The organism is Paenibacillus sp. Soil766 (assembly GCF_001428105.1).
GTDB lineage: Bacteria > Bacillota > Bacilli > Paenibacillales > NBRC-103111 > Paenibacillus_E.
The window spans coordinates 369,738-396,376 of record NZ_LMSJ01000034.1; the positions used below are offsets into that span (position 1 = coordinate 369,738).

Below are 26,639 nucleotides of genomic sequence, written 5' to 3' on the forward strand. Positions count from 1 at the left end.
GGTTGCTTTTTTGTTGGCACTATTTGTAAAATAGAAGAGATGAGCTTCGTTCGATTGGAGGTAATTGCACAAATGAAAAAAGAAATCTCAGCAGGCGGTGTCGTTTACCGACAAAATGGCGATGATTTTCAAATTTTGCTAATCGAGGATCGCTACCGGAAACTGGCTTTTGCGAAAGGTCGCATGGAGGCTGGGGAGACGATTGAACAGGCAGCGCTTCGGGAAATTAAAGAAGAGACCAATATTGATGGCAAGATCATTCAGCCTTTGATAATCAATTATTATCAGTTCGAGCACACGGAACATGGACAAGTTGAGAAGGAAACACATTATTATTTGGTCGAAGCGCTCAGTGATGAACTCAAAGCTCAAACAGAGGAAATTCGGGGAGTCAAGTGGCACAACGCGGCGGACGTTTGGGCTGAACACAATCTGAACGGTTATGAAAATAATCGGGGAATTTTGAGAATGGCGCTTGAAATCTTGGGATTTCTAGGTGAAGAGGATGAGATGACGGTATAATGAAAGCGTATAGATTTGGTTATGTGTTGGTGACCATTTGGCTGATTTGGATGTTCTATGGTTTTAACAAATATAACGATGTTGATGAGAATAAAATGTTTCAGATTATAACGATTACGGGATTGGGGCTTATTCTCTTTCCGCTTTATTTTGTTGGAGTCTATTTGTATGGTGTATTTATGAAAAGAAAAACTTAGCTGAATGTGAAGAAGGAAGCTCGATACGAAAAAGGGATCATTGTGGTCGAGGTTATGATTGAACAACTAGGGGGCGAAACTTTGAGTACTAAAAACGAATTACCACAGCTGCATTTCGAAGATCAACTAGCTTTTGAACAGTGGCTTGCGATAAATCACAGCACATCTCCTGGCATACGATTGCAAATCGCCAAGAAAGGTGCTCGTATCCAAACGGTTTCTTATGATCAGGCGCTGGAGAGTGCGTTATGTTATGGGTGGATTGATAGCCAGAAAGAAAAGGCGGACGAGCAGATTTGGCTTCAACGGTTTACACCTCGCGGTGTCAGGAGTATTTGGTCCAAAGTAAATAAAGATAAGGCAGAGACGCTGATTGCAAATGGACGAATGAAACCTTCCGGCATGAAGGCGATTGAGGCTGCTAAGAAGAATGGGCAATGGGAGAAAGCTTATGAACCGCAAAGTCATGCCACGATCCCAGAGGATTTTGCCCTGCAATTGGAGAGGAATAGTGAAGCGAAGGCCTTCTATGATACACTGGATCGGCAAAATAAATATGCCATCACGTTCCGAATTCATACGGCTAAGAAGCCAGAAACACGTGTGAAGCGGATCCAAGAGTTTATTGGGATGCTTGAAAATGGGGAAAAGATTTATCCATAGACTTAGATTCAGATAAACGGAGAGGAAAACGAACATCATGACGCATAAGCTATATTACGATTCTGCTTATCAGCAGGAATGGCAAACTACGATCCTTGAAAAGAGCGTACGCGAGGATGGAATCTATGTCCTATTGGAGGAGACTGCGTTTTATCCGCACGGAGGTGGACAACCATGTGATGCCGGTGAAATCAACGGTATTCCTGTCCTAGATGTGCTACTGGAGGAGGACGAAGTCCTACATAAGCTAGAACGCATGCCAGAAGGAATGAACGCGACTTGCAAAGTAGACTGGCAACTCCGATTCGATCATATGCAGCAACATAGTGGTCAGCATTTACTTTCAGCCGTATGCCGCGATCTGTATGGGGCCAATACCGTGAGTTTTCATATGGGGACGGATTACTGCACCATTGATGTGGAGACGCTCGATTTGGATCCGCTGAAGTTGGCAGCGATAGAGACAGAGGTAAACCGCAAGATTTACGAGAATCGCGCGATCAGCAGCTATTACGTAACGCCAGAGGAGTTAGCGCAGCTGCCGCTTGTCAAACAACCTAAGGTGACGAAGGACATTCGGATTGTTGAGATCAAATGCGTAGAGGTTAACGCTTGCGGAGGTACGCATGTTTTGTCAACGGGCGAAATCGGGATCATTAAGATTGTGAAAACGGAGAAGCAAAAGGGGAATACCCGATTATATTTCCTCTGTGGTTTTCGAGCGTTAGTTGAATTTAACGAGAATGTGAGAATTCTAGGGGCATTATCTGGCAAATTCAATACGGGCAAAGATGAAATTATGGATCGCATTGCGAAGTGGGAGCATGAGCATAAGCTTGTTCAAACTGAGTTAACCGGGCTTAAAGAGAAACTAGATGAGTACTTGGCGCAGGAGTTGTTGGTAGAAAGTCAGGATGTCATTGCTCAACAGTTCGAGGATAAATCATTGAAAGACATGCAGAATTTAGCAATGAAGGTTGCTTCAAAGACAGATTTGCCAATCTTGTTTCTGAGTACTTCTGAGAGTAAAGTCGTTTTTGCACACAGCGGCCAATATGCACAAGCCTGCGGTGCCTTCTTCAAAGCTCATCTAGGAAGCTACAACGGCAAAGGCGGCGGCAGTGATAAATTAGCGCAAGCCGGGTTCTCCTGTGGTGAGGATGCTTTCGCTTTTTATAAGTTTGCGGTAGCGCAGTTTACAATTTCAAAACGTTCATAAGGAGTTTTTGACTTGATCGTTACGGATTCTATATATGGAGATTACGAAATTGAACCAATTATACGAAAGTCATTTTGCAATCGGATATTCCCGAGTTACTTGCTCGATATGGGTATTAGATAAAGGGTTACTTTCAAACTACATGAGCGCTTGCAATTCCTTTGAATTAACGCTATTATAGACTCATAAAGTCCTTAATTAAGGTGTGAAGATGAAATGAAGTACTCACAGGCAACCGATTATGCCCTTCATGCGATGCTCTATCTGGTACACTCCGGGCCTGATAAACCTGTTGGTGTGCAAGTACTTGCTGAGAAGCTAAACGTTTCACAGACGTATTTGTCTAAATTGATGACGAAGCTTGTCAAAGCAGGATTGATTCAGTCCTCACCAGGAGCTAACGGTGGATATCGCATCAAGCATAATCAACAGGACATCTCCTTTCTTGATATTATTCGTGCTATTGAAGGAACCGCTTCGCTATTCGAATGCAGCTTTAATCACGGGAGTGAATGTCAGATTCAACAAGTTGTTATGGATGCTGAACGACAGTTGGAACAATATTTGGGTAATAAGAAAATTGCGGATTTGGTTAAGCCGGGGGAGACGGAATAGATCCGTCCTTTTTTTAAGTATATTAAGGATATTGAGAGTCTATTAAGTCTCTAATAAAAATAAGGGAGAGAATGTAAATAATGAAAATGACGATGAACTATGATTGTGTGATTATCGGTGGAGGCCCTGCAGGTCTTAATGCTGCTTTAGTACTAGGTAGAGCTAGAAAGAATGTGCTGCTCATAGATGAGGGGCAACCTCGTAATCAGGTTACACGTGAATCGCATGGTTTTCTTACACGAGATGGGATCAAGCCAAGCGAGTTTCGGCGGATTGCAATCGAACAGATTCGCGCATATCCATCAGTCGATTTTGCGTCCGATACGTCTGTATCCTTAACAGGAAGCGATGGGGATTTTCATATTTCAACAGCGCAGGGGTTGAGATACCAAGGGAAGAAGGTGCTTTTTGCAATAGGTAAAAAAGATGCTCCTTTGGATATTAACGGTTTGGCTGAGGTGTATGGCAAGAGCGCTTTCGTATGTCCATATTGTGATGGTTGGGAGTTGAGGGATCAGTCACTCGTGGTCATTGTGAATGGAGCCAAGGCGTTTCACTTCGCGAAAGTGATCTCAGGTTGGACGAGTCGCTTCACCATTTGCACGAATGGATGGGACGGCTTGTCAGATGCTGAGCGTGAGGAACTTCATCAACATAACGTACCGGTCTATGATGCACCTATTCGTACGATTGTTTCGAACGAGGGCCAGGTTCAACATGTCGAGCTAGTGGACGGAACCCAGCTTCCTTGTACGGGGATTTTCTTTGGCCCGAAGCTTGTAATCGGATCTGATTTGCCGCAAACCGTAGGTTGTGAGATGACGGAGTTAGGGACCGTTGTTGTTGATAATCTAGGAAAGACGAATGTTCCTGGGATCTATAGTGCTGGAGATGCCGCTTCAGAGATGCAACAACTTATTATGGCTGCCTCGTTAGGCGCATTAGCAGGTATCGCAATAAACAGTGAATTGCTCATGGAGAATTGGGAAAAGGCGAGTTTGCAGTAAATAGGAGTAGTATGAATGGAGAATGCCTTATATGAACGATAACTTTACTCATAATTCAGAAATGGCTCATCATTATGAAACCAACGCTCGAATCTCGATACCGTCGTATGACGCGTTATTTGGGATGGTGCAATCCTATTTCCGAGCGGAACTAAGTGGTGAAGGGGCTTCGGTGTTAGTCATCGGAGCAGGAGGAGGAAATGAACTATCCGCTTGGGGACCGGCTAATCCTGCATGGACATTCACAGGCGTGGACATTTCAGAAGAAATGCTTAAGATTGCAAAGTATAAAACAAATCAACTGGGATTGTCCGATCGCGTTAATCTCTTTCATGGAACGATAAACGTTGTGTCGGAAGCTGATGCGGTATTCGATGCAGCAAGCTGCATTTTGGTTCTGCATTTCATCGACAATGTCCAAGAAAAGCTGGAACTGCTTAAGAGCATTCATGCGCGATTAAAACCAGGAGCTCCATTTGTACTTGTAACTGCGTACGGAGATCGCGAGAGTTCCGAACTAAAGGACAGACTGCATGTTTGGAGAAGCTTCTGGTTGGATGCGGGGAGATCGCCTTCCACGGTCAACGAGATGGTGAATACAGGGATTATGAAAATATCCTTCATGCCTGAGGAGCAAATCGAAGGGTTATTGCAGGAATCCGGCTTTACGCGTATAACGAAATTCTTTGTAACTGGACTCTTCGGAGGTTGGATGTGTCATGCAGGAAGTCATGGAGCTGGCATCGAATGTGATGTGTAATTGATTCTAAATAACCACGAATCCAGCTAAAAGGAGTTATTTACATGAGAGCTCACCAATTACGTCCATTTGTTCCATCTGGTGAGGATTTCGCTCTTGCTGTACAGTTTTATACCGATCTCGGATTTGAAAACATATATGGAAATCATCAGGGTGCCATTTTCAAAGTTGACGAAACGGAATTTCATTTGCAAAATTATCATAACGTAGAATTGCAACCAATGATGCAGCCCTATGGAAAACGTGCCATTCATCTAATCGACCCCGCGGGGGTGCTCTGGCATTTTACGGAATAACATGACCTTATTGGAGGAGAAGCCGTTGTATATTCGAGTTCTAGATGAACAAGATGCAAAGATCTATCATGAATTAAGATTAAGCGCTCTGCAGAATAATCCAGAAGCATTTGGATCGACGTATGAGCGGGAAGTTCAATTTACGTTGGATATGGTAGCTGAGCGTATTAAACCGAAGAAGGATACGTTTGTACTTGGAGCAGTGGATGAAAGTGGTGCGCTGATTGGATCTGTCTCTTTTGTGAGGGAGAGCAGTCTGAAGACAGCTCATAAAGGCAATGTTTATGCGATGTATGTTGCTCAGGATGGGCGTGGTCAAGGGTTGGGGAAAAAGCTACTGAGTGAACTTATTCGGAAAGCTGCTGAAATCGACGGTGTTGAGCAAATTAATCTAGCTGTCATGTCAACGAATGAAGCGGCGAAGAAACTATATGAATCACTTGGATTCATCGTTTATGGTGTGGAGCGAAACGCTTTGAAATTCAATGGTCAGTATTATGATGAGGATTTGATGGCGAGGAGATTGAATGAGAAGGAATAAAACGACATTTATCCGTAAATAGTGTATCCTGATTCCCTTTCTACAAAGAGGCTGTCTCTAACGAGACAGCCTCTTCATGCTGATTATTCGGATGTATGGCTAGATTGCACGAATTGATTAGAAAACATTCGAGAATACGTCCCTTTTTGGCCCATTAATGTGTGGTGATTCCCTTGCTCGGCGATCTCACCTTGATCGATGACCATGATCGTATCCGCATTCCGGATCGTATTCAGACGATGAGCAATGATGAAGCTTGTGCGCCCCTTCATGATGGAGAGAAGTGCTTCTTGAATATGAAGCTCTGTCCGCGTATCAATACTGCTTGTTGCCTCATCAAGGATGAGAATCGATGGGTCGGCTAGAATAACGCGAGCGATCGCAAGCAATTGCCGCTGGCCTTGACTTAAATTACCGCCATTCTCCGAGAGAGGCGTATCGTAGCGCTTGGGCAGACGACTAATGAAGGTGTCGGCATTCGCCAATTGGGCAGCTGCGACCACCTCGGCATCTGTCGCTTCAGGGTTGCCGTATTTGATGTTTTCCTTAATCGTGCCGGAGAATAAATAAGTATCCTGCAGCACAATGCCAAAACTGCGGCGAAGCGAACTGCGAGTATACGTTTTGATATCTCGACCGTCAATTAAGATCGTACCGCTTGTCGCATCGTAGAACCGAGTCACGAGATTTACGATTGTCGTCTTGCCTGCACCAGTAGGTCCTACCAGCGCTAAGCTGCTGCCCGCCGCTGTCTCAAAGCTAACCTGTTTAATAATCGGTCGATCCGGCCGATATCCGAAGGTTACGTCTTGGAAGGTAACGTGACCAATAGGCTTCACCAGATCAACTGCTCCTGGTTCATCCGCTGCTTCTTCCTTTTCATCTAGCACTTCAAAAGCACGTTCTGCCCCTGCAACACCAGATTGCAGCACATTATAGGTGTTCGCAATCTCATTAAGCGGTCTAACGAACTGGCGCGAATAGCTCAGAAAGCTTGCAATAACTCCGACTGTAATATGACCTTTGACAGCTAACACACCGCCAACGATTGCAACGGATGAGAATCCGATATTGTTGATGACACCAAGGATAGGCATTAGAAAACCGGACCAAATTTGCGCTTTTAACCCAACCTCATACAATTGGCCATTTACGCTGTTGAACTCATGGATCGCTTTCTGCTCACGATTAAAGGCTTTAACGACAAGTAGACCGGATATCGTTTCTTCAATATGACCGTTCAGCTTGCCAAGCTGTGCCTGTTGCTCTTTGAATAACACGCTGGTACGTTTGGTGATTGTTTTGGCCAGCAAGAACACTAATGGAACCGTAATAAGGGTAGCTAACGTTAAGGTGGGACTTAGAATGAGCATCATGATGAAGGAGCCGACAATCGCTATTGAACCTGTCATTAGCTGTGTTGTTGCTTGCGAAATCGAGTTGCTTACATTGTCGATATCGTTCGACAGTCGGCTCATGACATCACCATGGGTGCGTCCGTCGAAATAAGCAAGGGGCAGCTTTTGCAGCTTCGCAAACATCGTTTGTCGAAGTCTCCTCACGACACGTTGTGCGAGTCCCGCCATGACCCAGCTCTGCATAAAAGTAAGTCCGCCGTCAGCAATGTAAGAGGCAATCAGAACAATCATCACCACATCGAGAACCCTATAATCAACTTGTCCCCCAGCCATGGCATCAACAGCGACACCAATGAGATAGGGGCCAGCTAAGGTTAAGGCAGCGTCAGCTAGAATAAACAGAAAGACGATGGTCAACCACTTTCGTTCTGTACCCATATAGGACCATAGGCGGCGTAAGGTGTTTTTAAAATTTCTGGGCTTTACCTTAGGTGCACGCCCGCCGCGACCCAATGGTCCGGTGATCATCGGTACGTCAGGGGCTTGTTGACGCGAGCTTTCATTCGGCGTTGACATGCGGCAGCTCCTTTCCGAATTGAGATTGACATATTTCCATATAAATACGACAATTCGTCATTAACATGTCATGTGTTCCGATGCCCACGATTTCACCATCATCCATGACGACGATTTTATCCGCATCCATGACGGAGGTAATCCGCTGTGCAATGATCAAACAAGTAACTCCTGTGGCAAATTCCTTGAGTGATTTTTTGATTTTAGTCTCCGTCGCGGTATCTAATGCGCTAGTGCAATCATCGAGAATTAGAATGTCAGGTTTACGAATAAGTGCACGAGCTATGGATAGCCGCTGTTTCTGTCCGCCGGACAAGTTCACGCCTTTTTGACCCAGCCTAGTTTCATAGCCTTCGGGGAATGCAGCAATAAAGCTATCCGCTTCTGCCATAGTAGCGGCTTGTTCAATTTCTTCACGTGTAGCTAGCTCATGTCCCCAACGCAAATTCTCTTCAATGGTGCCGCTGAACAGAATGGTGTTCTGAGGCACGATGGCAATGCGATCCCGTAATTTGGAAGGGTCCAACTCTCGAATATCTACACCATCCACACGGATCGAGCCGGAGCTCGGATCATAGAAGCGGGGAACGAGACTTACAAGGCTGCTTTTCCCAGACCCTGTGGAGCCAATGATACCGATTGTTTCTCCTGGAAGGCATGTCAAGTTAATATGCTTCAAAATAGGATCACCAACAGCTCCATCATAGGCAAATGTAACATCCTTGAAGTCAATGCGGCCTCCAGGACGATGAACAGGTAGGGCAGCACTATCATCCCAAGTCATTTCATTGATCTGATTAAAAACTTCACCGATCCGAGTGGCTGAGGCTTTGGCCCGAACGAACATATTAAATACCATTGAAATCGTCAGTAGAGCAAACAAAATTTGTGTCATATAATTGACGAACGCTACAATATGACCTACTTGCATTTGATGCTGATTTACCCGCCAAGCACCTAGCCAAAGAACGGCAACAATCCCAAAATTGACAGTGAGCAGGATGGAAGGGTTAAAGATCGCCAGTAATCTTGTTACCTGGATCGACTTGTCCTGATAATCGGTATTGGCTTTCTGAAACTTCCCAGCTTCATGATCAAACCGATTAAAAGCTTTCACGACACGAATGCCGGACAAATATTCCCGAATGACCCGGTTGACGTTGTCCAGCGCTTTCTGCACGTTCACGTACCTGGCAAAACCGACCTTCAAGTTCAATGCCACAAGCACGCCAACGAGCGGAACCACGATAAGTAACACAACGGAGAGATACATGTTGAGCCTGACTGCCATAATTAGACTACCAATACATAGGAGAGGTGCTTTAACAAAAATGCGCATGAGACCATTCACAAAATTCTGCACCTGTGTCACATCATTCGTTAGGCGTGTAATTAATGAGGCACGTTCGAATCGCTCAATATTGGAGAAAGAAAGTGATTGTATCTTTTCAAATAAATCGGCTCGAAGCTCTGTACCGAATTTCTGCGAAACATGGCTGGCTACGATATTCCGAATAGAGGCTGAAACGGCGCCAAATGCAGTGATAATAAGCATCAAACCGCCCATGCGAAGCACATAATCAAGTCGTTTTTCCGCAACGCCAACGTCCAAAATGTGGGACATAATCGTTGGTTGTAGTAAATCCGCAAGCGCTTCCAGCATGACGAAAAACACAGCAACTAGAAAAAGTTTCCAGTGTTTCTTGACATATTTCTTCATAAAAATCATTGGTGCACACGCCCCTCTTTCCGAAGTCCATTGTCATCCTTAGTTAATAGCCATTTTATAACGGATGTCATTTCACGTGCAATATAGGGATTCAAATTAAGAGACGACAGAAAATGGGATTCCTGAAAATATGTCCAATGGTTCATGAATATCGTCATGGTAACGTTTTCTAGAAATCAGTATAGTTAAATTGTGGTTAACTTAGACGAGTGGAGGAGGGCGCAGTTATCCGAATTGGCAAGTGGAGAAACCAAAAGATGAAGGTACGGGGATGGAAAGCAAAGGAAAGAGCGATCTAAGGTCCATTGGCGTGGGAACTCCTTAGAATCGCTCTCGGTAGTGAGAATGAATTTCTGCCCGAAATTCACAGCTCACTACAATTTTGACACAAATTCAGTTGAATAAGCAAGCACAAATGATGTGTTTAAAATTGAAGGGAGTTAACGACGATGGGAAAAATGAAAAGCTTACAGATGATGGGTGCAGCAGGTTTGTCGATGGCTTTAGTTCTGGCAGGATGTTCGTCTACAAAAACGGCAGAAACTTCTCCGGCTGCGGTTTCACCAGCAGCAACACAAGCCGCAACGGCAACGAAAGCGCCTGAGCCAGCGAAGAGTGGAGAGAAAGTTACCGTTAACTTCTGGAATCCTTTCTCGGGGAATGATGGTCCTTTCATGAAGAAAATCGTGGATAACTATAATAAATCACAAGATAAATATACGGTAAAAATGACGATTCAACCGAATGGTGACTACTATAAGCTGCTCGATACTGCGATTGCTACGAAAAAAGGTGTACCGGATGTCGCGATTATGCATCTTGACCAAACACCAACGTACATTGCTAAGGATCAGCTGCAACCACTAGATGCCATTGCCAAAGCTGTTGGCGTTGAGAAAAGCAACTTCCCTCCAGCAACAGTGGAATATTCGACGAAGGACAATAACTGGTACAGCATTCCGCTTGATATCCACCCATTAGTTATGTATTACAATAAAGATTTGTTTAAAGCTGCCGGTATTACGAAGGTTCCTACGAATCGTCAAGAGTTCGTTGATGCAGCAGTCAAGTTAACAGATGCTTCCAAAGGTATTTGGGGAGCTGCAATGCCAACCTTCTGGATCCAGAATTTCTTGTTCCCGACGGTATTGTTCCAAAATGGCGGCGATTTCTTAGACGATAAAGGCAACATTGCGTACAACTCACCTGCGGGTGTAGAAGCGGTTACCTTCATGAGAAGCCTGACTACGATGAAGGTTTCACCTCCTACGGTTGCAGCAGATGGCGATTTCAACTTGTTCCAACAAGGAAAAAGCGCGATGCACTTCAATGGTCCATGGTCGAAGGATGCCTTCGATAAAGCGAAAATTAATTATGGTGTAGCACCTGTTCCACAATTGGGTACTGTGAAACAAGCTGTGTTCGGCGGGTCACATAACTTCGTAATTCCAAAAGGAACAACAGATGCGAATATCCTTGCTGGTGTAGGCGATTTCTTAAAATATGTGAATGCGAATTCCATTGATTGGGCTGAGTCCGGTCAAGCTGTAGCTTCCAAAGTCGTACGTGATAGCGCAGCTTTCCAAGCGATGACGCAACAACAAACTGAAGTAGCGAAGGAATTTGAGTATGTGAAATTTGCACCAAAAGTATTAAATTGGGGTCCGATTTCTGACAGTATTTGGAGCGAGCTTGCAAACGCTCTTCAAGGCAAAAAAGATCCAAAAGCTGCACTAGATGATGCTGCAGCCAAATCAACAGCTGCCATGAAGAAGTAATCATAGCACATCATCATGGAAAGGCGGGTACCCAGTACCCGTCTTCCCTTTTAAAGCAGAGGAGGAAATCAGTTGCCTACCCCATCACATTGGAAATCAAAGCTGACATCAAGCTTATTCATATTACCTTATCTGATTGCTTTCTTAGCCTTTACGCTGATTCCCATTATATATGGGTTCATCATTAGCTTGAAGCAATACAACCTGCTAGATCCTGTGCATCCGTTCGTGGGCTTTGACAATTACCGGAACATATTTACGAATGGAACCCAGGAGAACGACTTATTCTTCATCGGAATGAAAGCCACCTTGAAATTCGTTGTGTTTTCAGTTCCATTTTTAGTCATTGTAGGACTCGGATTTGCCTTATTATTGAATGCACTTCCAGCGAAATTACGTTCCTTATTCCGTTCCATATATTTCATCCCATATGCCGTTTCTGCTACGGTCATGGCTGTTATTTGGAAGCGGATGTTCGACGTTACAGGTGGATTCATCAATCTTCTCCTTGCAAAAGTGGGTATTCGAGAGTTCGATCCCGTCCCCTGGTTGTTGGATACGCCTTTCGTGTGGTTTGCTCTAGTTATCGCAACACTATGGTGGACGATCGGCTTCAACATGATTATTTTCGTCAATGCACTCAATGGCGTACCTGAAGATCTCTATGAAGCAGCCAAAATAGATGGTGCCAACGGTTGGGACAGACTGAAGAGTATTACACTTCCATTCATTAGACCGGTGCTTATTTTCGTTCTGATCACCTCGACAATTGCTTCTTACAACATCTTCGCGCAGCCTAATCTGATGAGTAATGCAGGGGATGAGACGAAGGTGCTTTTAATGGGGATTTTGCAAACAGCCTACACGGCTAGAGAAATCGGTTCTGCTTCAGCTATGGCGATTCTGATGGGTTTAACGATCATGATTGTGTCTATTATTCAATTCAAAGTCACGAGCAGGAAGGAGTAGAGGACGTTGAAATCACTGAAAATCTTTTATGTGCTGCTTGCTTCCGTACTAGGAATCATTTTCATATTGCCGATCTTATGGATGTTTTCCAATTCCTTCAAGACCGATATAGAAGTCATGTCACCGGTATTTCATTTATTTCCACAAGAATTTACATGGGACAATTTCCATACCATTTTTGTTGGTGGTGCTGTGGAGGTTCCCATTTTCCGTTGGATGTTCAACTCCTTTTTCGTAGGTTTTGCTGCGACATTCCTAGTCATTATACTGGATGCCATGGCTGCATACGCGTTAGCGAAGTTAGATGTTCCTTTTAAAAGAACGCTATTCGCCCTATTCGTTGGATCGATGATGGTGCCAGGCATCATTTCCTTTCTTCCGCAATATTTGAATTTCAGTAATTTTAATCTGATTAATACGTATTATGTGCTTATTTTGCCTTACTCAGGTGGAGCGCTCGGCGTGTTTATGTTAATTCAATTCTTCCAATCATTCCCAAATGAAATTATTGAAGCAGCACGAATTGACGGGGCCAATAAATGGCAAGTATTTACGTCTGTATTGATGCCTTCATCCATTTCTATTGTAACAACATTAGCGATTTTCACATTTATGGGTGTATTTAATGACTATGTATGGCCATTCTTTACGGTGACTGATCTCGAAATGCGTACGCTAACGGCTGGTGTGGCGGTTATGGCGACAGGAAGCTTCGTGCAATCCTATGGGAAATTAATGGCACTTGCAACGTTATCTACGATACCAACTTTAATTATTTTCCTCATTGGTCAACGACAGTTCATTCAATCGATTACCGCAACAGGGGTTAAGCAATAGGGAATAGGTAGAGGTGAAGCTTTTCATGTGGAAATTATGTATGATCATGATATGTATGATGCTAGCAGCAGGGTGTACGAAGGGAGCCACGGAGACCAAAGTGAAAGAAACAGAAATTGCCGGTTCACCAATCAAGGAAGTAAAAACATTCACTAATCCGATTATGGATAATGGAGCAGATCCTTGGGTCACGACCAAAGATGGGATCTACTATTACACACACACAACGGGAAATTCAATTCGCGTGTGGAAGTCTAAGACGCTGACGGGGTTAGCGGAAGCTGAGTATAAAGACGTCTGGTTCCCACCTGTTTCCGGACCGAATACGTCCAATATTTGGGCACCTGAATTACATTTTATTAGTGGAAAATGGTACATCTACTATGCCGCTGATGACGGTAAGAATGAGAATCATCGTATGTTCGCGTTAGAATCCGTGACGGATGATCCGCTAGGGGCTTACGTTGATAAAGGAATGATGGACACAGCTGGCCGTTGGGCGATTGACGGGACTACGCTGCAGAAAAAGGATGGATCGCTCTATTTCATTTGGTCGGGTTGGGAAGGCGCTGTCAATGTAAGCCAGCATCTCTACATCGCGCCAATGAGCAATCCGTATACGATTAGTGGCAAGCCTGTTGAAATTTCACGTCCAACGTACGATTGGGAATTGGTCGGTAATCCAACGATCAATGAGGGACCGCAGGTTTTGCTGCATGGTGATCGCATTCATGTGATTTATTCGGCTAGCGGCAGCTGGACGGACGACTATTGTCTTGGCATCCTGAGTACGGAGATGAGTAGTGATGTGCTCAATCCGACTGCATGGAAGAAGGGTGAGAAGGCCGTATTTTCTAAGACGGATCAAGTATATGGACCTGGTCATAATTCCTTCACGAAGTCGGTGGATGGCAAAGAGGACTGGATTGTGTATCACGCTGCGAAAACACAAGGCTCCGGCTGGAATCGCAACGTGCGAATGCAGCCATTCCAGTGGAATAAGGATGGGACACCGAACTTTGGTACGCCGATTGCGGAGGGCGTGCCGATTCCGGTGCCTAGCGGGGAATAGCCGCGGGGTGAGGGAATAGCGCCCTTTTGGGGCGCTAAAGCCGTCGCGCGGCCGTGGATTGCCGCGGCAGCGAAGAGATAGCGCCCTTTTTGGGCGCTAAAGTGGTCGCGCGGCCGAGAATAGCCGCGCCAGCGAAGAGATAGCGCCCTTCTGGGGCGCTAAAGTGGCCACGCGGCCGAGGAATGCCGCGTCAGCGAAGGGATAGCGCCCTATTGGGGCGCTAAAGTCGTGCGCGGCCGAGAATTGCCGCGCCAGCGAAGGAATAGCGCCCTTTTGGGGCGCTAAAGAGGTCGCGCGGCCAAAGATAGCCGCGGCAGCGAAGAGATAGCGCCCTTTTGGGGCGCTAAAGTGGTCGCGCGGCCGAGAATAGCCGCGCCAGCGAAGGAATAGCGCCCTATTGGGGCGCTAAAGTCGTGCGCGGCCGAGAATTGCCGCGACAGCGAAGAGATAGCGCCCTTTTTGGGCGCTAAAGTGGTCGCGCGGCCAAGGATAGCCGCGGCAGCGAAGAGATAGCGCCCTTTTGGGGCGCTAAAGTGGTCGCGCGGCCAAGGATAGCCGCGCCAGCGAAGGAATAGCGCCCTATTGGGGCGCTAAAGTCGTGCGCGGCCGAGAATTGCCGCGCCAGCGAAGGAATAGCGCCCTTTTTGGGCGCTAAAGTGGTCGCGCGGCCGAGAATTGCCGCGCCAGCGAAGAGATAGCGCCCTTTTGGGGCGCTAAAGTGACCGCGCGGCCGAGAATTGCCGCGCCAGCGAAGAGATAGCGCCCTTTTTGGGCGCTAAAGTGGTCGCGCGGCCGAGAATTGCCGCGCCAGCGAAGAGATAGCGCCCTTTTTGGGCGCTAAAGTGGTCGCGCGGCCGTGGATTGCCGCGCCAGCGAAGGAATAGCGCCCTTTTTGGGCGCTAAAGCCATCGCGCGGCCGAGAATTGCCGCGCCAGCGAAGAGATAGCGCCCTTTTGGGGCGCTAAAGTCGCCGCGCGGCCGAGAATTGCCGCGCCAGTGAAGGAATAGCGCCCTTCTGGGGCGCTAAAGTAGCCACGCGGCCAAGGATTGCCGCGTCAGCGAAGGAATAGCGCCCTATTGGGGCGCTAAAGTCGTCGCGCGGCCAAGGATAGCCGCGCCAGCGAAGAGATAGCGCCCTTCTGGGGCGCTAAAGTCGCCGCACGGCCGAGAATTGCCGCAGCCCCACACGATAAAGAAGCTGAAATCCCCTTTCGGGGCATTTTCAGCTTCTTTTCATCTAGAAATCCAAAAATATGTCCATGACTAACGGAAATAGGTCATTGGCTTGCTTCTGCTTAAGTTTGTATAATGAAGGCATAGTTCGAAGGCAGGGAGGGGATTCATTTGAGCGGTAGACAACGACTAGGTAAGCAAGCAGCAAAAGCTTTATGTATTCTTCTCCTGTTGAGCACGTGTGCATTAGGTTGCGATTCGAAATCGGATCCGATGCTCGATGAGCCTACGGCGAGTAAGCTAAGGATTACTTTTTGGACGCCATTCAGCGGTGGAGATGGGCAGTTTATGGCCGAGCTCATTCAGCAATACAATAATGAGAATCTGGATCATGTGAAAATAGAGCAAATCAATAACAACTCGGGTGATTACTACACCAAGCTGTCCACGGCGATTGTTACTGAAGAGGCGCCGGATATTGCAATCGTTCACTCGGCCAAGTATTCGCAGTACGCACCTGCAGGTTTCCTGACGGATTTGAATACGTTAGCGATTGAAGCTGGCGTCCATTGGGATGATTTTAACCCGACGATTCTACAAAGCACAGTAGCTGACAATAAGCATCTAGGTATCCCGCTGGATACGCACTTGGAAGTCATGTACTACAACAAGGATTGGCTGAGACTCGCGGACCTCCTAGACGAGAAAGACAAACCAATTATGGCGAGCGGAGAAGCAGGGTACTTAGAGTTCCTGGAGAAAATCCGAGCTAGTGTGCCGTCGAATGTGACACCTTTAGCTGAACCCAATGTGCGAATTGACTCCTTCTGGATTTGGTATTCTTTCTATCATCAAATGAACGAGGATGGCGGTCGATTCTACACCGACGATGGCAAAGCAGCTGCGATAGACAATCCTTCTGCTCTGAAATCATTGGAATTCGTCAATTCTTTATATACGAAGAAGCTCATTTTGCCTAATATTAATGATCAGATTCAAACCTTTGTGAAAGGTTCAGCAGCGACGTTAATTTCTGGGGTTTGGGGAACAGGAACGTTCGAGCAAGCGACAGATTTACATTTCGGTGTAACCAAAATACCACAAATCTACGATCATCCTGCGGCGTGGGGAGATTCTCATACCTTTTCACTTCCCTATCATGAAAAGCCCGATAAACAAAAGCAGCTCGCTGCGCTTAAATTCGCGAATTGGGTAGCTGCTCATGGGGCTAGCTGGGCGAAGGCAGGACATATCCCGGCTGTGAAGAAAGCTGTCGCGTCTGAAGAGTTTCAAAAGTTGAAATACCGTCCGGACTATGCCAGTGCAGCTGATGATGTGAAATATTTCCCGAATCAACCGCGGCAGGGAACGATTAACGATGAGATCGTGCGTGAGTTTGAGAAGATGATGGCGGGCCAAATCACGCCACAAGAGGTGCTGCACAATGCGCAAAAGATCATTAATACAAATCTTCAAATCCAGCAAAATGCGATTGCGAAATAAGCTGAAATTAATCAAAGATTGGCCAATCGCGATGAAGCTGATTGCGCTCAGTGCTGTTTTTATAGCGGTACCACTGGGTATTGCCAGTTATTTAACGTTTACGAGCTATTCGGAATCGATTCAGAATAATACAGGGAAATATCAGATGGACGTGGTGAAGGAACTGACCGCTAATATCGATACGTACTTAAATGAGCTTAATTTGTTGACATTATTACCTTATCAATCGCCACAAATCATAAGGTATTTGGAGGTTGGTGAGCAGACGAGTGCTTCTCTTTCGTTTAATGATCGCGTAACAATTGAGGATTTTGCAAAACGCGTTTTTGCCAATGGACGTGTGGACATTTCTGGGTTGACGCTTTTTCGTACGAGAGGCGGTAATACATATACCGCGATGTCAGAAGAACAAGCCAATTACTTACCACGCGAAGTGAAGAATGAAGTCTGGTACGACAAAGTTTCACAGACAGGTAAAATGGTTTATCTCGGAACATTTAATAAAAATGGGATGGGTATTACGAATCAAGTATATTCTTTTGCCAGAAGAATTCGAAGTGTAGATACCGGTGCTGTTCTAGCTTATCTCGTGCTTGATGTGGACAAAAATATCATTCGAAATAAGATTGAAGCGATCTCTAATGATAAGAAGAATATTATGATCGTGGATAATGAAGGCTCGATGATTTATAAAAGCATGGTAAACGGCCCGGATGCGGAGCAAATCAAGCAATTTAAAGGCGCGGGGACTGTCGTCTATAAACAAGATAACGATTCAGAGCTAGTGTCCTACTATACGTCACCATTAACGGGTTGGACGATGATTGAGATGGTTCCGCTTGCAGTTTTGTTACAAGATACAATTTATGTGAGAAATTATATTATTGGCATTGGAGCGGCGTGTTTGCTGTTAGCCATCATTATCTTTACTTTATTTGCCCTTCGGATAACGAATCCGATCAGTGAATTGCGGAATCTCATGAAAAAAGTTGTAATAGGTGATTTAGCCGTGTCTATTCCGATTCATAGTCGTGATGAGATTGGTCAGTTAAGTCAATCCTTTAATATCATGGTTTCAAAGCTCAGTGATCTGGGTTATCGACTATACGAGTCGGAGATCAGGGAGAAAAATGCCCAAATATCGGCACTCCAGAGCCAAATTAACCCCCATTTTTTATATAACACTTTAGGTTCGATTAGTATGTATGCTGAAATTCAAGGTAATAAAGAAGTTGTGAAAATGACGAATCATCTTAGTAAACTTTTACGCTACAGTATTAATAGTCATCAGAGCCAAGTTCCTCTCCATATGGAAATCGAGCATGTGACGGGCTATATGGCGATTCAACAAATTCGTTTTGAGGATAAAATAAAGTTCCATGTTCGCATTGAACCAGAATTGCTGAGCTATTCGGTTATTCGCTTTATTTTACAGCCCATCGTTGAGAACGCTATTGTACATGGCATTGATAAAGGGAATGGCTATGGGACGATCAGCCTGATTGGGAAGAGGCAAGATAACCAAATGTTGATCCAAATCCAAGATGACGGCGCTGGCATGAGTGCAGTGCATTTACAGAGCTTGCTTGATCGAAAGTTCCAGATGACAACAACGGATGAGGGCACTGGCGGTACTGGCTTAATGAATGTTCATCGTAGAATTGCCCTGCGCTATGGGAATCAGTATGGGGTGAGAATCGAGAGCAATTTGAAGCAAGGAACGACGATTACATTAACTTTACCACTGATTGAAGGTCATCACGAGAGGAGGAACATGGATGCCTAGTATTTTGATCGTGGATGATGAAACGATTTTCCGCAAAGGGATACGTTTGATGATTACAGACATGCAAAGTGAGTGGAGCGTCATCGATGAAGCAACGGATGGGGCAGAAGCTTTAGATAAGATTGAAGAGCTTCAGCCCGACTTAATCATTACGGATATCAAAATGCCCAGGATTGACGGAATTCAACTTCAATATATTGTGAAAGAGCGGTATCCGCATATTTCTTGTGTGGTGATGAGCGGTTATAACGATTTCCAGTATGCGCGTGAATCCTTGCGTTTGGGCGCTAAGGACTACCTGATGAAACCTTTTCAGCGGGAAGAGCTGTATGCGTTGCTTGCGAAGTTGCAGGATGAATGGCTAACGGAGAAAAAAACCAATAAATCGAATGGCTTGGATCAACAAGTTCAAAATGGGATGCGTCAGCATATGTTAGCAGGTCTACTCACGGGAAATGTTCACCATGGTGAGGAGGAGCTCCTTGAAAATGTGGGCATTCAATTCCCGCATGCTTATATATCCTGTCTAATTGCCAAGTTGGATCGTGATTCGGTGACCGATGAGCGTTATTATCAGTTGAATCCATCTTTATTTTCGATATATATTCAGCAATTTATACAAGAGAGCCTCGATGTGAGCTTCCAAGGATATGTGTTCATTCATCATGAGACAGAAGTTGTTGCCTTGATTAATCATGAGGATGTTGCGTCTATTAACACCGACATAGAGCGTCTGACGAATCGGATACGGAAGGAAATTCGGGTGCAATCCAATTTTACCCTTACCTTCGGGTTAGGTAGTCCGGCTAAAGACTTGGAATATATTTCCAAATCTTATAAAGAGGCTGGTTTAGCGCTGCTTTATCGACTAGTTATTGGCGGGGATCGCTTGCTGTCAAACGAGATTGTTGCCGAGATGAAAATGGAAAAGCACGATTGGCACGCTGCTGACTGGCATTCCTTGAATCAGTTCGTCCAGGAGGGTGACTTGGCAAATGTACAGCAGCAAGCAAGTCTTTATGTGATGAAACTATGCCAGCAATGGAAGGATCCTGAGATTATTCATCAACAAATTTGCAAAATGCTGCTGCATTTCTACGAGTTGGCCGTGAATTTAGCCGTAGTAAAGCAATGGCTGCAGAACACGGATGTGAAGCAGGTATTGGTGGATATTTACTCCTATTCGTCCAGTAAAGAATTAATTGAGCGATGTCAGAAGCTGCTTGGTGATCTTACTGTTTGTATTGTGAACCGTCAGAAAAAGATCGTGACAAGCCCCGTCGAAATTGTTGTTCGTTACGTAGAGGAGCATTATGCCGAATCTATCACGTTAAATACGATGGCCGATATTGTTTATCTCAGCCCGTCCTATCTCAGCTCCTTGTTCAAAAGCAAACAAGGGCAGTCTTTCATAGACTTCCTAACGGAGAAACGGATTGAGAAGGCTAAGTCACTTCTGCTATATTCCGATGAAAAGATTCAAGTCATCTCGGATTCTACCGGATTTACGAATATTAGACATTTTAATCGGGTGTTCAAAACGATCACGAACCGGACTCCTTCCGAGTTCCGTGAGGGGAAGAGTATAGCGGGGACAGAACCGTTCAAGGTTACGTAAACTTGAGCGGTTTTTTCTGCTTGTTTTATTAGTATCCAAACCAAATTAGCATTATGGAATAAAATAATAGGGAAACTAGAATAAGTAAAGGGGGAATGTTAGATGAAAAAAGTACAAACTGCCAAATTGGAGAATCAAGTCTACTCGAATCGCGTTGCTCGATCAGAATTCGATAACAATTGGAAGACAAGTGTGTCGAGCAGTGGATACGTTGTGTATACAGCTACTAAGAACAACGCAAAGATAATCGTTTTACTAACCACGGGGTTAAGAAAACTGATCACTTTTGATCGAGGCGGGAAGGTGCTCGTCGGCTCTGGTGGAGTAAGTCATTATAGCAAACCGCATAAAGCGAAAGATTTGAATTAAGCAGGTAGAAGTCGCGGAATACAAGGAGATGGTCGAAATATTCGACCATTTCTCCGACGCATGGCGTAGGACAGACTGTAAAATTTTGAAAAAAGTAGTACAATTGAACCTAAGATACGCTGTTATTCAAGTATTACTTTCCGACATTTTCGCATATGATTCGTTAAGAAGTGAATAACTTAAGGGCTGGGGAGTGGAAGGCGCATGTCTTTTTTTGATAAAGTGAAGCAAGGGGCATCAGAAGCGGCGAAAAAAGCACAACAAACCGTGGAAATAACGAAATTCAAGACGCAAGTTTCATTGAAAGAAAGAGAAATTGATAAAATTTACAAAGTTATCGGTGAATCGGTTTACACATCCTATCTTTCGGGTGATTACACGCAAGTAGAAGCTAATGTTTCGGAATATTGCCAAGGTATTGCTCAAATCAATCAAGAGATAAGCGAGCTTGAGCAGAAGATTGCCGAGGTTCGGAATGAAAAAGAATGTACCTGTGGTAAAACCGTTGCGGCAGATACCAAATTCTGTTCGTCCTGTGGCCATCATTTTGTTTAATTAGTTGGATTGGTAAGGAGTTAAAGCAGTTTCTCACAGAGAATGATTCTGTGGGAACTGCTTTTATTTTTGGTTGGTCATCTCCCTATGCTATGATAGTCGTAAATAGGAAAGTAAGGGAGGCATGGAAGATGACGGAGCAGGTACAAGAACCGAAGGTTAAAGTAGAAATGCTGATTCGAAAACCAGTACAAGAGGTGTTTGAAGCATTTATCGATCCTGAAATTACATCGAAATTTTGGTTTACCCAGGGCAGTGGCAGGTTAGAGGTTGGATCACATGTGCAATGGCATTGGGCCGTGTATGGGGCAACTGCTGATGTTGAGGTCAAAGAAATTGAGGTTAACAAGCGAATTTTGCTGGATTGGGGAACCTTGGTCGAGTGGACCTTCGCTGAGCAAGCAGAAAACGAAACCTTTGTAACAATTACTGACTCGGGTTTCACGGGAAGTGCTGATGAAAAAGTCAAACAAGCCCTAAATTCAACCGAAGGATTTACGATCGTATTATGCGGATTGAAAGCGTATCTGGAACATGGCATCCGCTTAAATCTTGTTTCGGACAAGGCTCCTTACGCTCATATTTCCTAACTTTACATGGTAAGGAACATTTAAATGAAAGTCATACGAAATACAAATCGCATGTCCCTCGTTCAATTAGACTCATCATCCTGTGAATTGGTTGTTGCTTACTTTCGACGCAATCGTGTATTTCTTGAACCTTGGGAAATGGTGCGGGACGAGTCTTTCTTCACTGCTAACTTCCACGCAGAATTGTTGGAGAAAGAAATGAAGCTGTTCGAAGACGGACAGTTATTCAAAGGGAAGGTGGGGGAGTTTTCATCCGTCCCCCGCAAGCATAATGCTACTCTAAACTACTACCTTCGCTCGCCTGCACTATTCTATTCTTCTGATATCGCGTTGCAACCTGCGCGAGATAGGTATGAATCCAAGCGTCGACTGCCTCGGAATTCAGACAGTTTTTACGGAAGTGACTGGGGGGCGTTCCCATTTCTCGGGTGAATACCTGGGTGAAGTAATGAATGCTTTCAAAGCCGGTATCCTCGGCGATTTGTTTCAATGGGATGTCTGTGTAGCCGAGTAGATAGGCGGCTCTTTTGATTCTTTCCGTCTTGACGATGGACGGGAAGGTTTGTCCTAATTCATCCGAGATGAGTCGGGAGAGCTGCCGTTCAGATAAGTGGAGGCTTTGCGCCACGTCACTAAGTGCCATTTTATGAGAAAGATGGTCCTGGATATAGGCTTTGACCTTCTTAAGCGTGCCTTGAAGCTCCCTGTCATACGTTGTCGAAGCCGTAACACCTGAGCGGCAATGCTGCAGAAACAAGGAAATACAGCTGATGACCAGTGTATACGCGAGTTGTTCAATCGTTTCCTTGTAGCGATCCCCTGTCTCCGAAGCTTGGATGAGCAGTGCCTGCCATATGAGCATAGGAGATGTCCCCTCAGCATTTGGAATAAAAAGATGCGGATAAGCGCACAACAGGCTAAAATCCTGCATAAAAGCTTCACTAGACTCGGACGCGACCGGCTCTAGAGCAACAAATAACAACAACATGCCCCCATCGCTCTGGATGGAATGACGACTCTCAGGCTTCGAGCAATAAAGGGTTCCTGGCCTAAGCGGATAGGTGATACCATCGTGAAAATAGTGGCCTTCTCCCTCGACGACATAGCAGATTTCAAAAAAGGAATGTGTATGCGGACGATTGCCCTTATGCTGCGGTTTCGCACCCCAGTAATGAACGAATATAGAGGCGGAGGCACCTTGCAGCTGAACCAGGTTTTGGTTGAGATACAGGTTACTACGCGAGTAAATGGATGGATTCAACACGCATGAGGGCTCCTTTCAAGTAGACTGAAGATCATTATAGCATGGATTTTTTGAAAAAAAGCGGCATGTTTTTACAAAGACGAAAACGCCTCCATTTTCTATACTTACATTCATAGGCACGTATGAAGTTGAAAAGGGGCTGTTAGAAGTGGGTAATCATGTGAACATTTCACTCGCAGGCATCATGGGCTTTCCGGTAACACCATTTGATCTTCAGGAGCAAGTAGATGAGAAGGCGTTACAAGCTAATGTTAACTTTTTAGTGGAAAATGGTTTGGATTCCGTCTTTGTTTGCGCGGGTTCAGGCGAATATCAATCCTTGGAAATCAAAGAATATGAGCGAGTCGTTACTGTTGGCGTTGCGACTGTTGCAGGCAAAGTGCCTGTATTCGCAGGGGCTGGAGGTAATATTAGAGAAGCGGTGGAACGCGTCCAGCTGGCAGAAAAGCATGGTGCAGATGGTTTATTGTTGCTTCCGCCTTATTTGATTATTCCCGAGCAGGAGGGCTTGTTTAACTACTATCGGACGTTGGCACAGAGCACCAACTTACCCGTCATTATTTATCAACGTGATAACGCTATTTTTACCTTAAGCACATTAGAAAAATTGGCTAACATACCTAACGTCATTGGTTTCAAGGACGGTTTAGGCAATTTTGAGCTCAACATTGAATTCGTACAATCGATCGGTTCGAGGTTACAGTGGATGAATGGGATGCCGCTTGCTGAATTAACGATGCCAGCTTACTCGGCACTAGGCTATTTATCCTACTCATCCGCTATTTCGAATTACATACCACAGGTATCAAGAGCTTTCTATACTAGCTTGCTTGCTGGAGATCAGGCGACGGTCAGTTCCATTTATCAAGAAGTCATATTACCGATCCACCGTATTCGTCAATTGCGCAAAGGATATGCAGTTTCATTGATTAAAGCGGGCATGAACATTGTAGGATTGCCGGTTGGTCTTGAAGTTCGAACTCCGCTAGTTCAAGTGGAACGCGAGCATTATGTACGATTGGAATCCATTATTAAACGAAGTTTAGACCTGGTCGCGGTTGCCAATAACGGTTAGGAGGAAAAAAGCATGATGAAGGTATCCATTCAAGTTCCCACATGTGAATTGTCTGATAGCGATTTGAGACAAATGTGTCAACTCGGGGTTGATTGTATTGATTTTACGCAAGGAGGTTCCTTCCCAGGTGTTCGTGAGCAGGGGTTTCCGGAACTTGATAAACTTTTACAACTAAAACGTAGAGTTCGCTCCCATGGGATGGAAATAAATCGGGTGACGCTGCCTGATATGTCGACTAACTTTATGTTGGAAGAGCCAGGCTCAGAGATCCAATTAGAGCACGTTAGCAACGCGATCAAAACCTTCGGCGAAGCAGGGATTACACTCGTTCGTCAGCGTTTTGCAGGCGATGTATTTCCTTATATGGCAGAGGAATATACAGCTGTACACCGAGGCGGTGCACTAGTTCGCGGGGAGTCTCTGAAACGCAATCCGGACAAACAACCCCCAACCGTGGAACAATTGAATGCGTGGTGGAAGCGCTTTGATTTAGTTTTCGGGAAACTAGTCCCACTTGCGGAAGAGTATGAGATGAAATTAGCTGTACATCCTTCCGACACTCCCTACCATAATACCCCGTTCGGTGGGCTTGGCTTGAATCGGGTGTTAGATAGTTTCCCCAGCAGAAACGTTGGCCTCGTCTATTGTGTCGGCACACGTGGAGAAGCAGGCGGAACACCGCTTGTTCTTGATGAAATTTATCAGTATGGACGCAAGGATAAAATCTTTCTTGTTCATTTCCGCAATGTGCGAGGTAGTCTAGCAACGGCCGGTGCGTTCGAAGAGGCGATGCTGGACGATGGTCATATGAATATGGCGAAAATATTGCTTGAGCTTCATAAGGTTGGGTATAACGGCTGTATAAACCCAGATCATATCACTTCACTCGAAATGGATCGTGCACCGTATCGAAGCGCTGAAACCAAGATGAATTGGGTTGGCTGGGCCTATGCAATTGGGTATGTAAAAGCTCTTTTGGCGGCATTAACGGAGTTTAGAGGCGGGAGAGATTAATATGGGGAAAATTAAAACATATTTGAATTATATCAACGGGGTGTGGCTGGCCTCTTCTAGTGGCGAGGTGGAGGGAAGTATCAACCCAGCGAACCGGCATGAGATCGTGGGGTATGTGCAGAAATCGTCACTTGCAGATGTGAATGAAGCCGTTGCCGCAGCTAAAGCTGCAAAATTAGGTTGGCGGAAATTATCGGGATCAGCTCGTGGTGATTATCTGTATAAGGTTGCGGATATGCTTGAGAGCCGATTAGATGAAATTGCCGAAATGATGACGCTTGAAATGGGAAAAACATTCCCTGAGGCCAAAGGTGAAACGGCAAGGGGCATCGCAATTCTACGCTATTATGCTGGCGAGGGCATGCGGAAAACAGGTGACGTAATTCCTTCAACGGACAGTACAGCTTTAATGTTTACTACCCGCGTACCCTTAGGCGTTGTTGGTGTGATTACACCTTGGAATTTCCCCGTAGCTATTCCGATTTGGAAAATCGCTCCCGCATTAATTTTCGGGAATACGATTGTATTCAAACCTGCTCAGGAAACCGCAGTAACAGCAGCCTTAGTCATGGAATGCTTCCAAGAAGCTGGAATTCCAGCAGGTGTAGTAAATATGGTGACTGGTCAAGGAGATGTGATTGGTCAAGCAATTGCAGATCATCCGGACATCCACGGGATTACCTTTACAGGATCGGATCGTATTGGGAAAATAGTGGGTCAGAGCGCACTGGCGAAGGGGGCGAAGTATCAGCTTGAGATGGGCGGTAAAAACCCAATCATCGTCGTCAACGATGCGGATCTAGACCTCGCTGTTGAGGCAACGGTAAGTGGCGGCTTACGTTCAACGGGGCAGAAATGCACAGCTACCAGTCGAGTGATTATACAAAGCGAAGTCTATGAGTCGTTCAAAATGAAGCTGCTTCAGCGAATTGAGGAAATCCGTGTTGGCCCTGGCATGGAGGCGGCAACATGGATGGGGCCATGCGCAAGCGAAAAGCAATATCATACGGTACTAACCTATATTGCCAAAGGAATCGAAGAGGGTGGGACCTTACTTTGTGGCGGTGGTAAAGTGCAAGATGAGACTCTAGATGCAGGCTACTACATTGCTCCCACAGTATTTGAACATATTACAAGTTCGATGACCATCGCGCAGGAAGAGATTTTCGGACCTGTTCTTGTCTTGATAAAAGTGGATTCCTTCGAGGAAGCGATTCAAATTGCAAATGATGTGAAATTCGGATTAAGCGCATCGATTTTTACAAGAGACTTCTCGAAGATGCTCTCCTTCATACAGGATATCGACGCTGGCCTTGTGCGCATCAATGCTGAAAGCGCTGGAGTGGAGCTGCAAGCTCCTTTCGGTGGCATGAAAATGTCGAGCTCGGGCTCACGAGAGCAAGGTCAAGCAGCTATTGAGTTCTACACGGATATCAAAACCGTGTTTTTAAAATCTTGAATGAAAGCCAGTTGCTGCCGCAGCTGGCTTTTTCTCTCCACGGGATCACGCAGCATTGTGAACTATACATTTCAAATGTTGATGAAGACGACAA

25 protein-coding genes are annotated in these 26,639 nt (G+C 45.3%); 22 read left to right on the top strand and 3 right to left on the bottom strand.

Annotated features, from left to right (window positions below):
- The first annotated feature begins 72 nt into the window (after nt 1-72).
- The 9 genes from ASG89_RS25270 to ASG89_RS25310 all read left to right on the top strand — a co-directional run bounded on the left by ASG89_RS25270 (nt 73) and on the right by ASG89_RS25310 (nt 5,820).
- Complete coding sequence (locus ASG89_RS25270; RefSeq protein WP_057313775.1) at nt 73-522, top strand: NUDIX hydrolase; 450 nt, start codon at nt 73-75, stop codon at nt 520-522.
- On the top strand, nt 522-719 hold the full coding sequence (locus ASG89_RS25275; protein WP_057313776.1) for a hypothetical protein: 198 nt from the start codon (nt 522-524) through the stop codon (nt 717-719). Before ASG89_RS25270 ends, ASG89_RS25275 begins: the two co-directional genes overlap by 1 nt.
- 81 nt (nt 720-800) lie before the next feature.
- Complete coding sequence (locus tag ASG89_RS25280) at nt 801-1,382, top strand: YdeI/OmpD-associated family protein (protein WP_057313858.1); 582 nt, start codon at nt 801-803, stop codon at nt 1,380-1,382.
- A gap of 37 nt (nt 1,383-1,419) precedes the next feature.
- Nucleotides 1,420-2,601 (top strand): alanyl-tRNA editing protein, encoded by a 1,182-nt coding sequence (locus tag ASG89_RS25285; protein WP_057313777.1) that lies wholly within the window; start codon nt 1,420-1,422, stop codon nt 2,599-2,601.
- A 216-nt stretch (nt 2,602-2,817) separates the two neighbouring features.
- Nucleotides 2,818-3,216: an RrF2 family transcriptional regulator gene (locus tag ASG89_RS25290; RefSeq protein ID WP_057313778.1), complete on the top strand. Its 399-nt coding sequence runs from the start codon at nt 2,818-2,820 to the stop codon at nt 3,214-3,216.
- 86 nt (nt 3,217-3,302) lie between these two features.
- Nucleotides 3,303-4,223 carry an NAD(P)/FAD-dependent oxidoreductase gene (locus tag ASG89_RS25295; RefSeq protein ID WP_057313859.1) on the top strand — a complete coding sequence of 307 codons (921 nt, stop codon included), beginning with the start codon at nt 3,303-3,305 and terminating at the stop codon, nt 4,221-4,223.
- A 31-nt stretch (nt 4,224-4,254) separates the two neighbouring features.
- Entirely contained in the window at nt 4,255-4,983 is a 729-nt protein-coding gene (locus ASG89_RS25300; protein WP_057313779.1) for a class I SAM-dependent methyltransferase, read from the top strand.
- Nucleotides 4,984-5,027: 44 nt separating this feature from the next.
- Complete coding sequence (locus ASG89_RS25305) at nt 5,028-5,279, top strand: hypothetical protein (RefSeq protein WP_057313780.1); 252 nt, start codon at nt 5,028-5,030, stop codon at nt 5,277-5,279.
- A 25-nt stretch (nt 5,280-5,304) separates the two neighbouring features.
- Nucleotides 5,305-5,820, top strand: a complete 516-nt coding sequence (locus tag ASG89_RS25310) for a GNAT family N-acetyltransferase (protein WP_057313860.1) — start codon at nt 5,305-5,307, stop codon at nt 5,818-5,820.
- Nucleotides 5,821-5,903: 83 nt separating this feature from the next.
- Here ASG89_RS25310 and ASG89_RS25315 read toward each other — a convergent pair whose 3' ends face one another.
- A complete protein-coding gene (locus ASG89_RS25315; RefSeq protein WP_057313861.1) occupies nt 5,904-7,706 on the bottom strand; it encodes an ABC transporter ATP-binding protein in 1,803 nt (600 codons plus the stop codon).
- 31 nt (nt 7,707-7,737) lie between these two features.
- Nucleotides 7,738-9,483 (bottom strand): ABC transporter ATP-binding protein, encoded by a 1,746-nt coding sequence (locus tag ASG89_RS25320; protein WP_057313781.1) that lies wholly within the window; start codon nt 9,481-9,483, stop codon nt 7,738-7,740.
- A 449-nt stretch (nt 9,484-9,932) separates the two neighbouring features.
- Here ASG89_RS25320 and ASG89_RS25325 point away from each other — a divergent pair, with 449 nt between their 5' ends.
- The 10 genes from ASG89_RS25325 to ASG89_RS25370 all read left to right on the top strand — a co-directional run bounded on the left by ASG89_RS25325 (nt 9,933) and on the right by ASG89_RS25370 (nt 21,733).
- Complete coding sequence (locus ASG89_RS25325; RefSeq protein ID WP_057313782.1) at nt 9,933-11,261, top strand: ABC transporter substrate-binding protein; 1,329 nt, start codon at nt 9,933-9,935, stop codon at nt 11,259-11,261.
- 72 nt (nt 11,262-11,333) lie between these two features.
- Nucleotides 11,334-12,230 (top strand): carbohydrate ABC transporter permease, encoded by an 897-nt coding sequence (locus tag ASG89_RS25330; protein ID WP_057313783.1) that lies wholly within the window; start codon nt 11,334-11,336, stop codon nt 12,228-12,230.
- 6 nt (nt 12,231-12,236) lie between these two features.
- Nucleotides 12,237-13,067, top strand: coding sequence for a carbohydrate ABC transporter permease (locus ASG89_RS25335; RefSeq protein WP_063868128.1), 831 nt, complete (start codon nt 12,237-12,239; stop codon nt 13,065-13,067).
- Nucleotides 13,068-13,092: 25 nt separating this feature from the next.
- Nucleotides 13,093-14,139: a family 43 glycosylhydrolase gene (locus tag ASG89_RS25340; protein WP_057313784.1), complete on the top strand. Its 1,047-nt coding sequence runs from the start codon at nt 13,093-13,095 to the stop codon at nt 14,137-14,139.
- A 1,344-nt stretch (nt 14,140-15,483) separates the two neighbouring features.
- Nucleotides 15,484-16,815: an ABC transporter substrate-binding protein gene (locus ASG89_RS25345; protein ID WP_057313785.1), complete on the top strand. Its 1,332-nt coding sequence runs from the start codon at nt 15,484-15,486 to the stop codon at nt 16,813-16,815.
- Nucleotides 16,757-18,601, top strand: a complete 1,845-nt coding sequence (locus ASG89_RS25350) for a sensor histidine kinase (protein ID WP_157276794.1) — start codon at nt 16,757-16,759, stop codon at nt 18,599-18,601. Before ASG89_RS25345 ends, ASG89_RS25350 begins: the two co-directional genes overlap by 59 nt.
- Entirely contained in the window at nt 18,594-20,219 is a 1,626-nt protein-coding gene (locus tag ASG89_RS25355) for a response regulator (RefSeq protein ID WP_057313786.1), read from the top strand. The genes ASG89_RS25350 and ASG89_RS25355 overlap by 8 nt, the downstream gene beginning before the upstream one ends.
- 102 nt (nt 20,220-20,321) lie before the next feature.
- The gene (locus tag ASG89_RS25360) at nt 20,322-20,588 is read left to right on the top strand and encodes a hypothetical protein (RefSeq protein ID WP_057313787.1); all 267 of its coding nucleotides are present in this window, start codon (nt 20,322-20,324) and stop codon (nt 20,586-20,588) included.
- A 204-nt stretch (nt 20,589-20,792) separates the two neighbouring features.
- The gene (locus tag ASG89_RS25365; RefSeq protein WP_057313788.1) at nt 20,793-21,143 is read left to right on the top strand and encodes a hypothetical protein; all 351 of its coding nucleotides are present in this window, start codon (nt 20,793-20,795) and stop codon (nt 21,141-21,143) included.
- Nucleotides 21,144-21,274: 131 nt separating this feature from the next.
- Entirely contained in the window at nt 21,275-21,733 is a 459-nt protein-coding gene (locus tag ASG89_RS25370; protein WP_057313789.1) for an SRPBCC family protein, read from the top strand.
- A 274-nt stretch (nt 21,734-22,007) separates the two neighbouring features.
- Here the strand turns inward: ASG89_RS25370 and ASG89_RS25375 are convergent, their stop codons facing one another.
- On the bottom strand, nt 22,008-22,997 hold the full coding sequence (locus ASG89_RS25375; RefSeq protein ID WP_057313790.1) for an AraC family transcriptional regulator: 990 nt from the start codon (nt 22,995-22,997) through the stop codon (nt 22,008-22,010).
- A gap of 148 nt (nt 22,998-23,145) precedes the next feature.
- On the opposite strand from ASG89_RS25375, the gene kdgD reads away from it, so the two are divergent.
- From kdgD to gucD, 3 genes are read left to right on the top strand one after another with little or no spacing between them, the layout of a single operon-like run.
- Entirely contained in the window at nt 23,146-24,072 is a 927-nt protein-coding gene (kdgD, locus tag ASG89_RS25380; RefSeq protein ID WP_235549913.1) for a 5-dehydro-4-deoxyglucarate dehydratase, read from the top strand.
- A gap of 12 nt (nt 24,073-24,084) precedes the next feature.
- A complete protein-coding gene (locus tag ASG89_RS25385) occupies nt 24,085-25,086 on the top strand; it encodes a mannonate dehydratase (RefSeq protein WP_057313791.1) in 1,002 nt (333 codons plus the stop codon).
- 1 nt (nt 25,087) lies between these two features.
- On the top strand, nt 25,088-26,545 hold the full coding sequence (gene gucD, locus ASG89_RS25390) for an alpha-ketoglutaric semialdehyde dehydrogenase GucD (RefSeq protein ID WP_057313792.1): 1,458 nt from the start codon (nt 25,088-25,090) through the stop codon (nt 26,543-26,545).
- Nucleotides 26,546-26,639 lie beyond the last annotated feature (94 nt).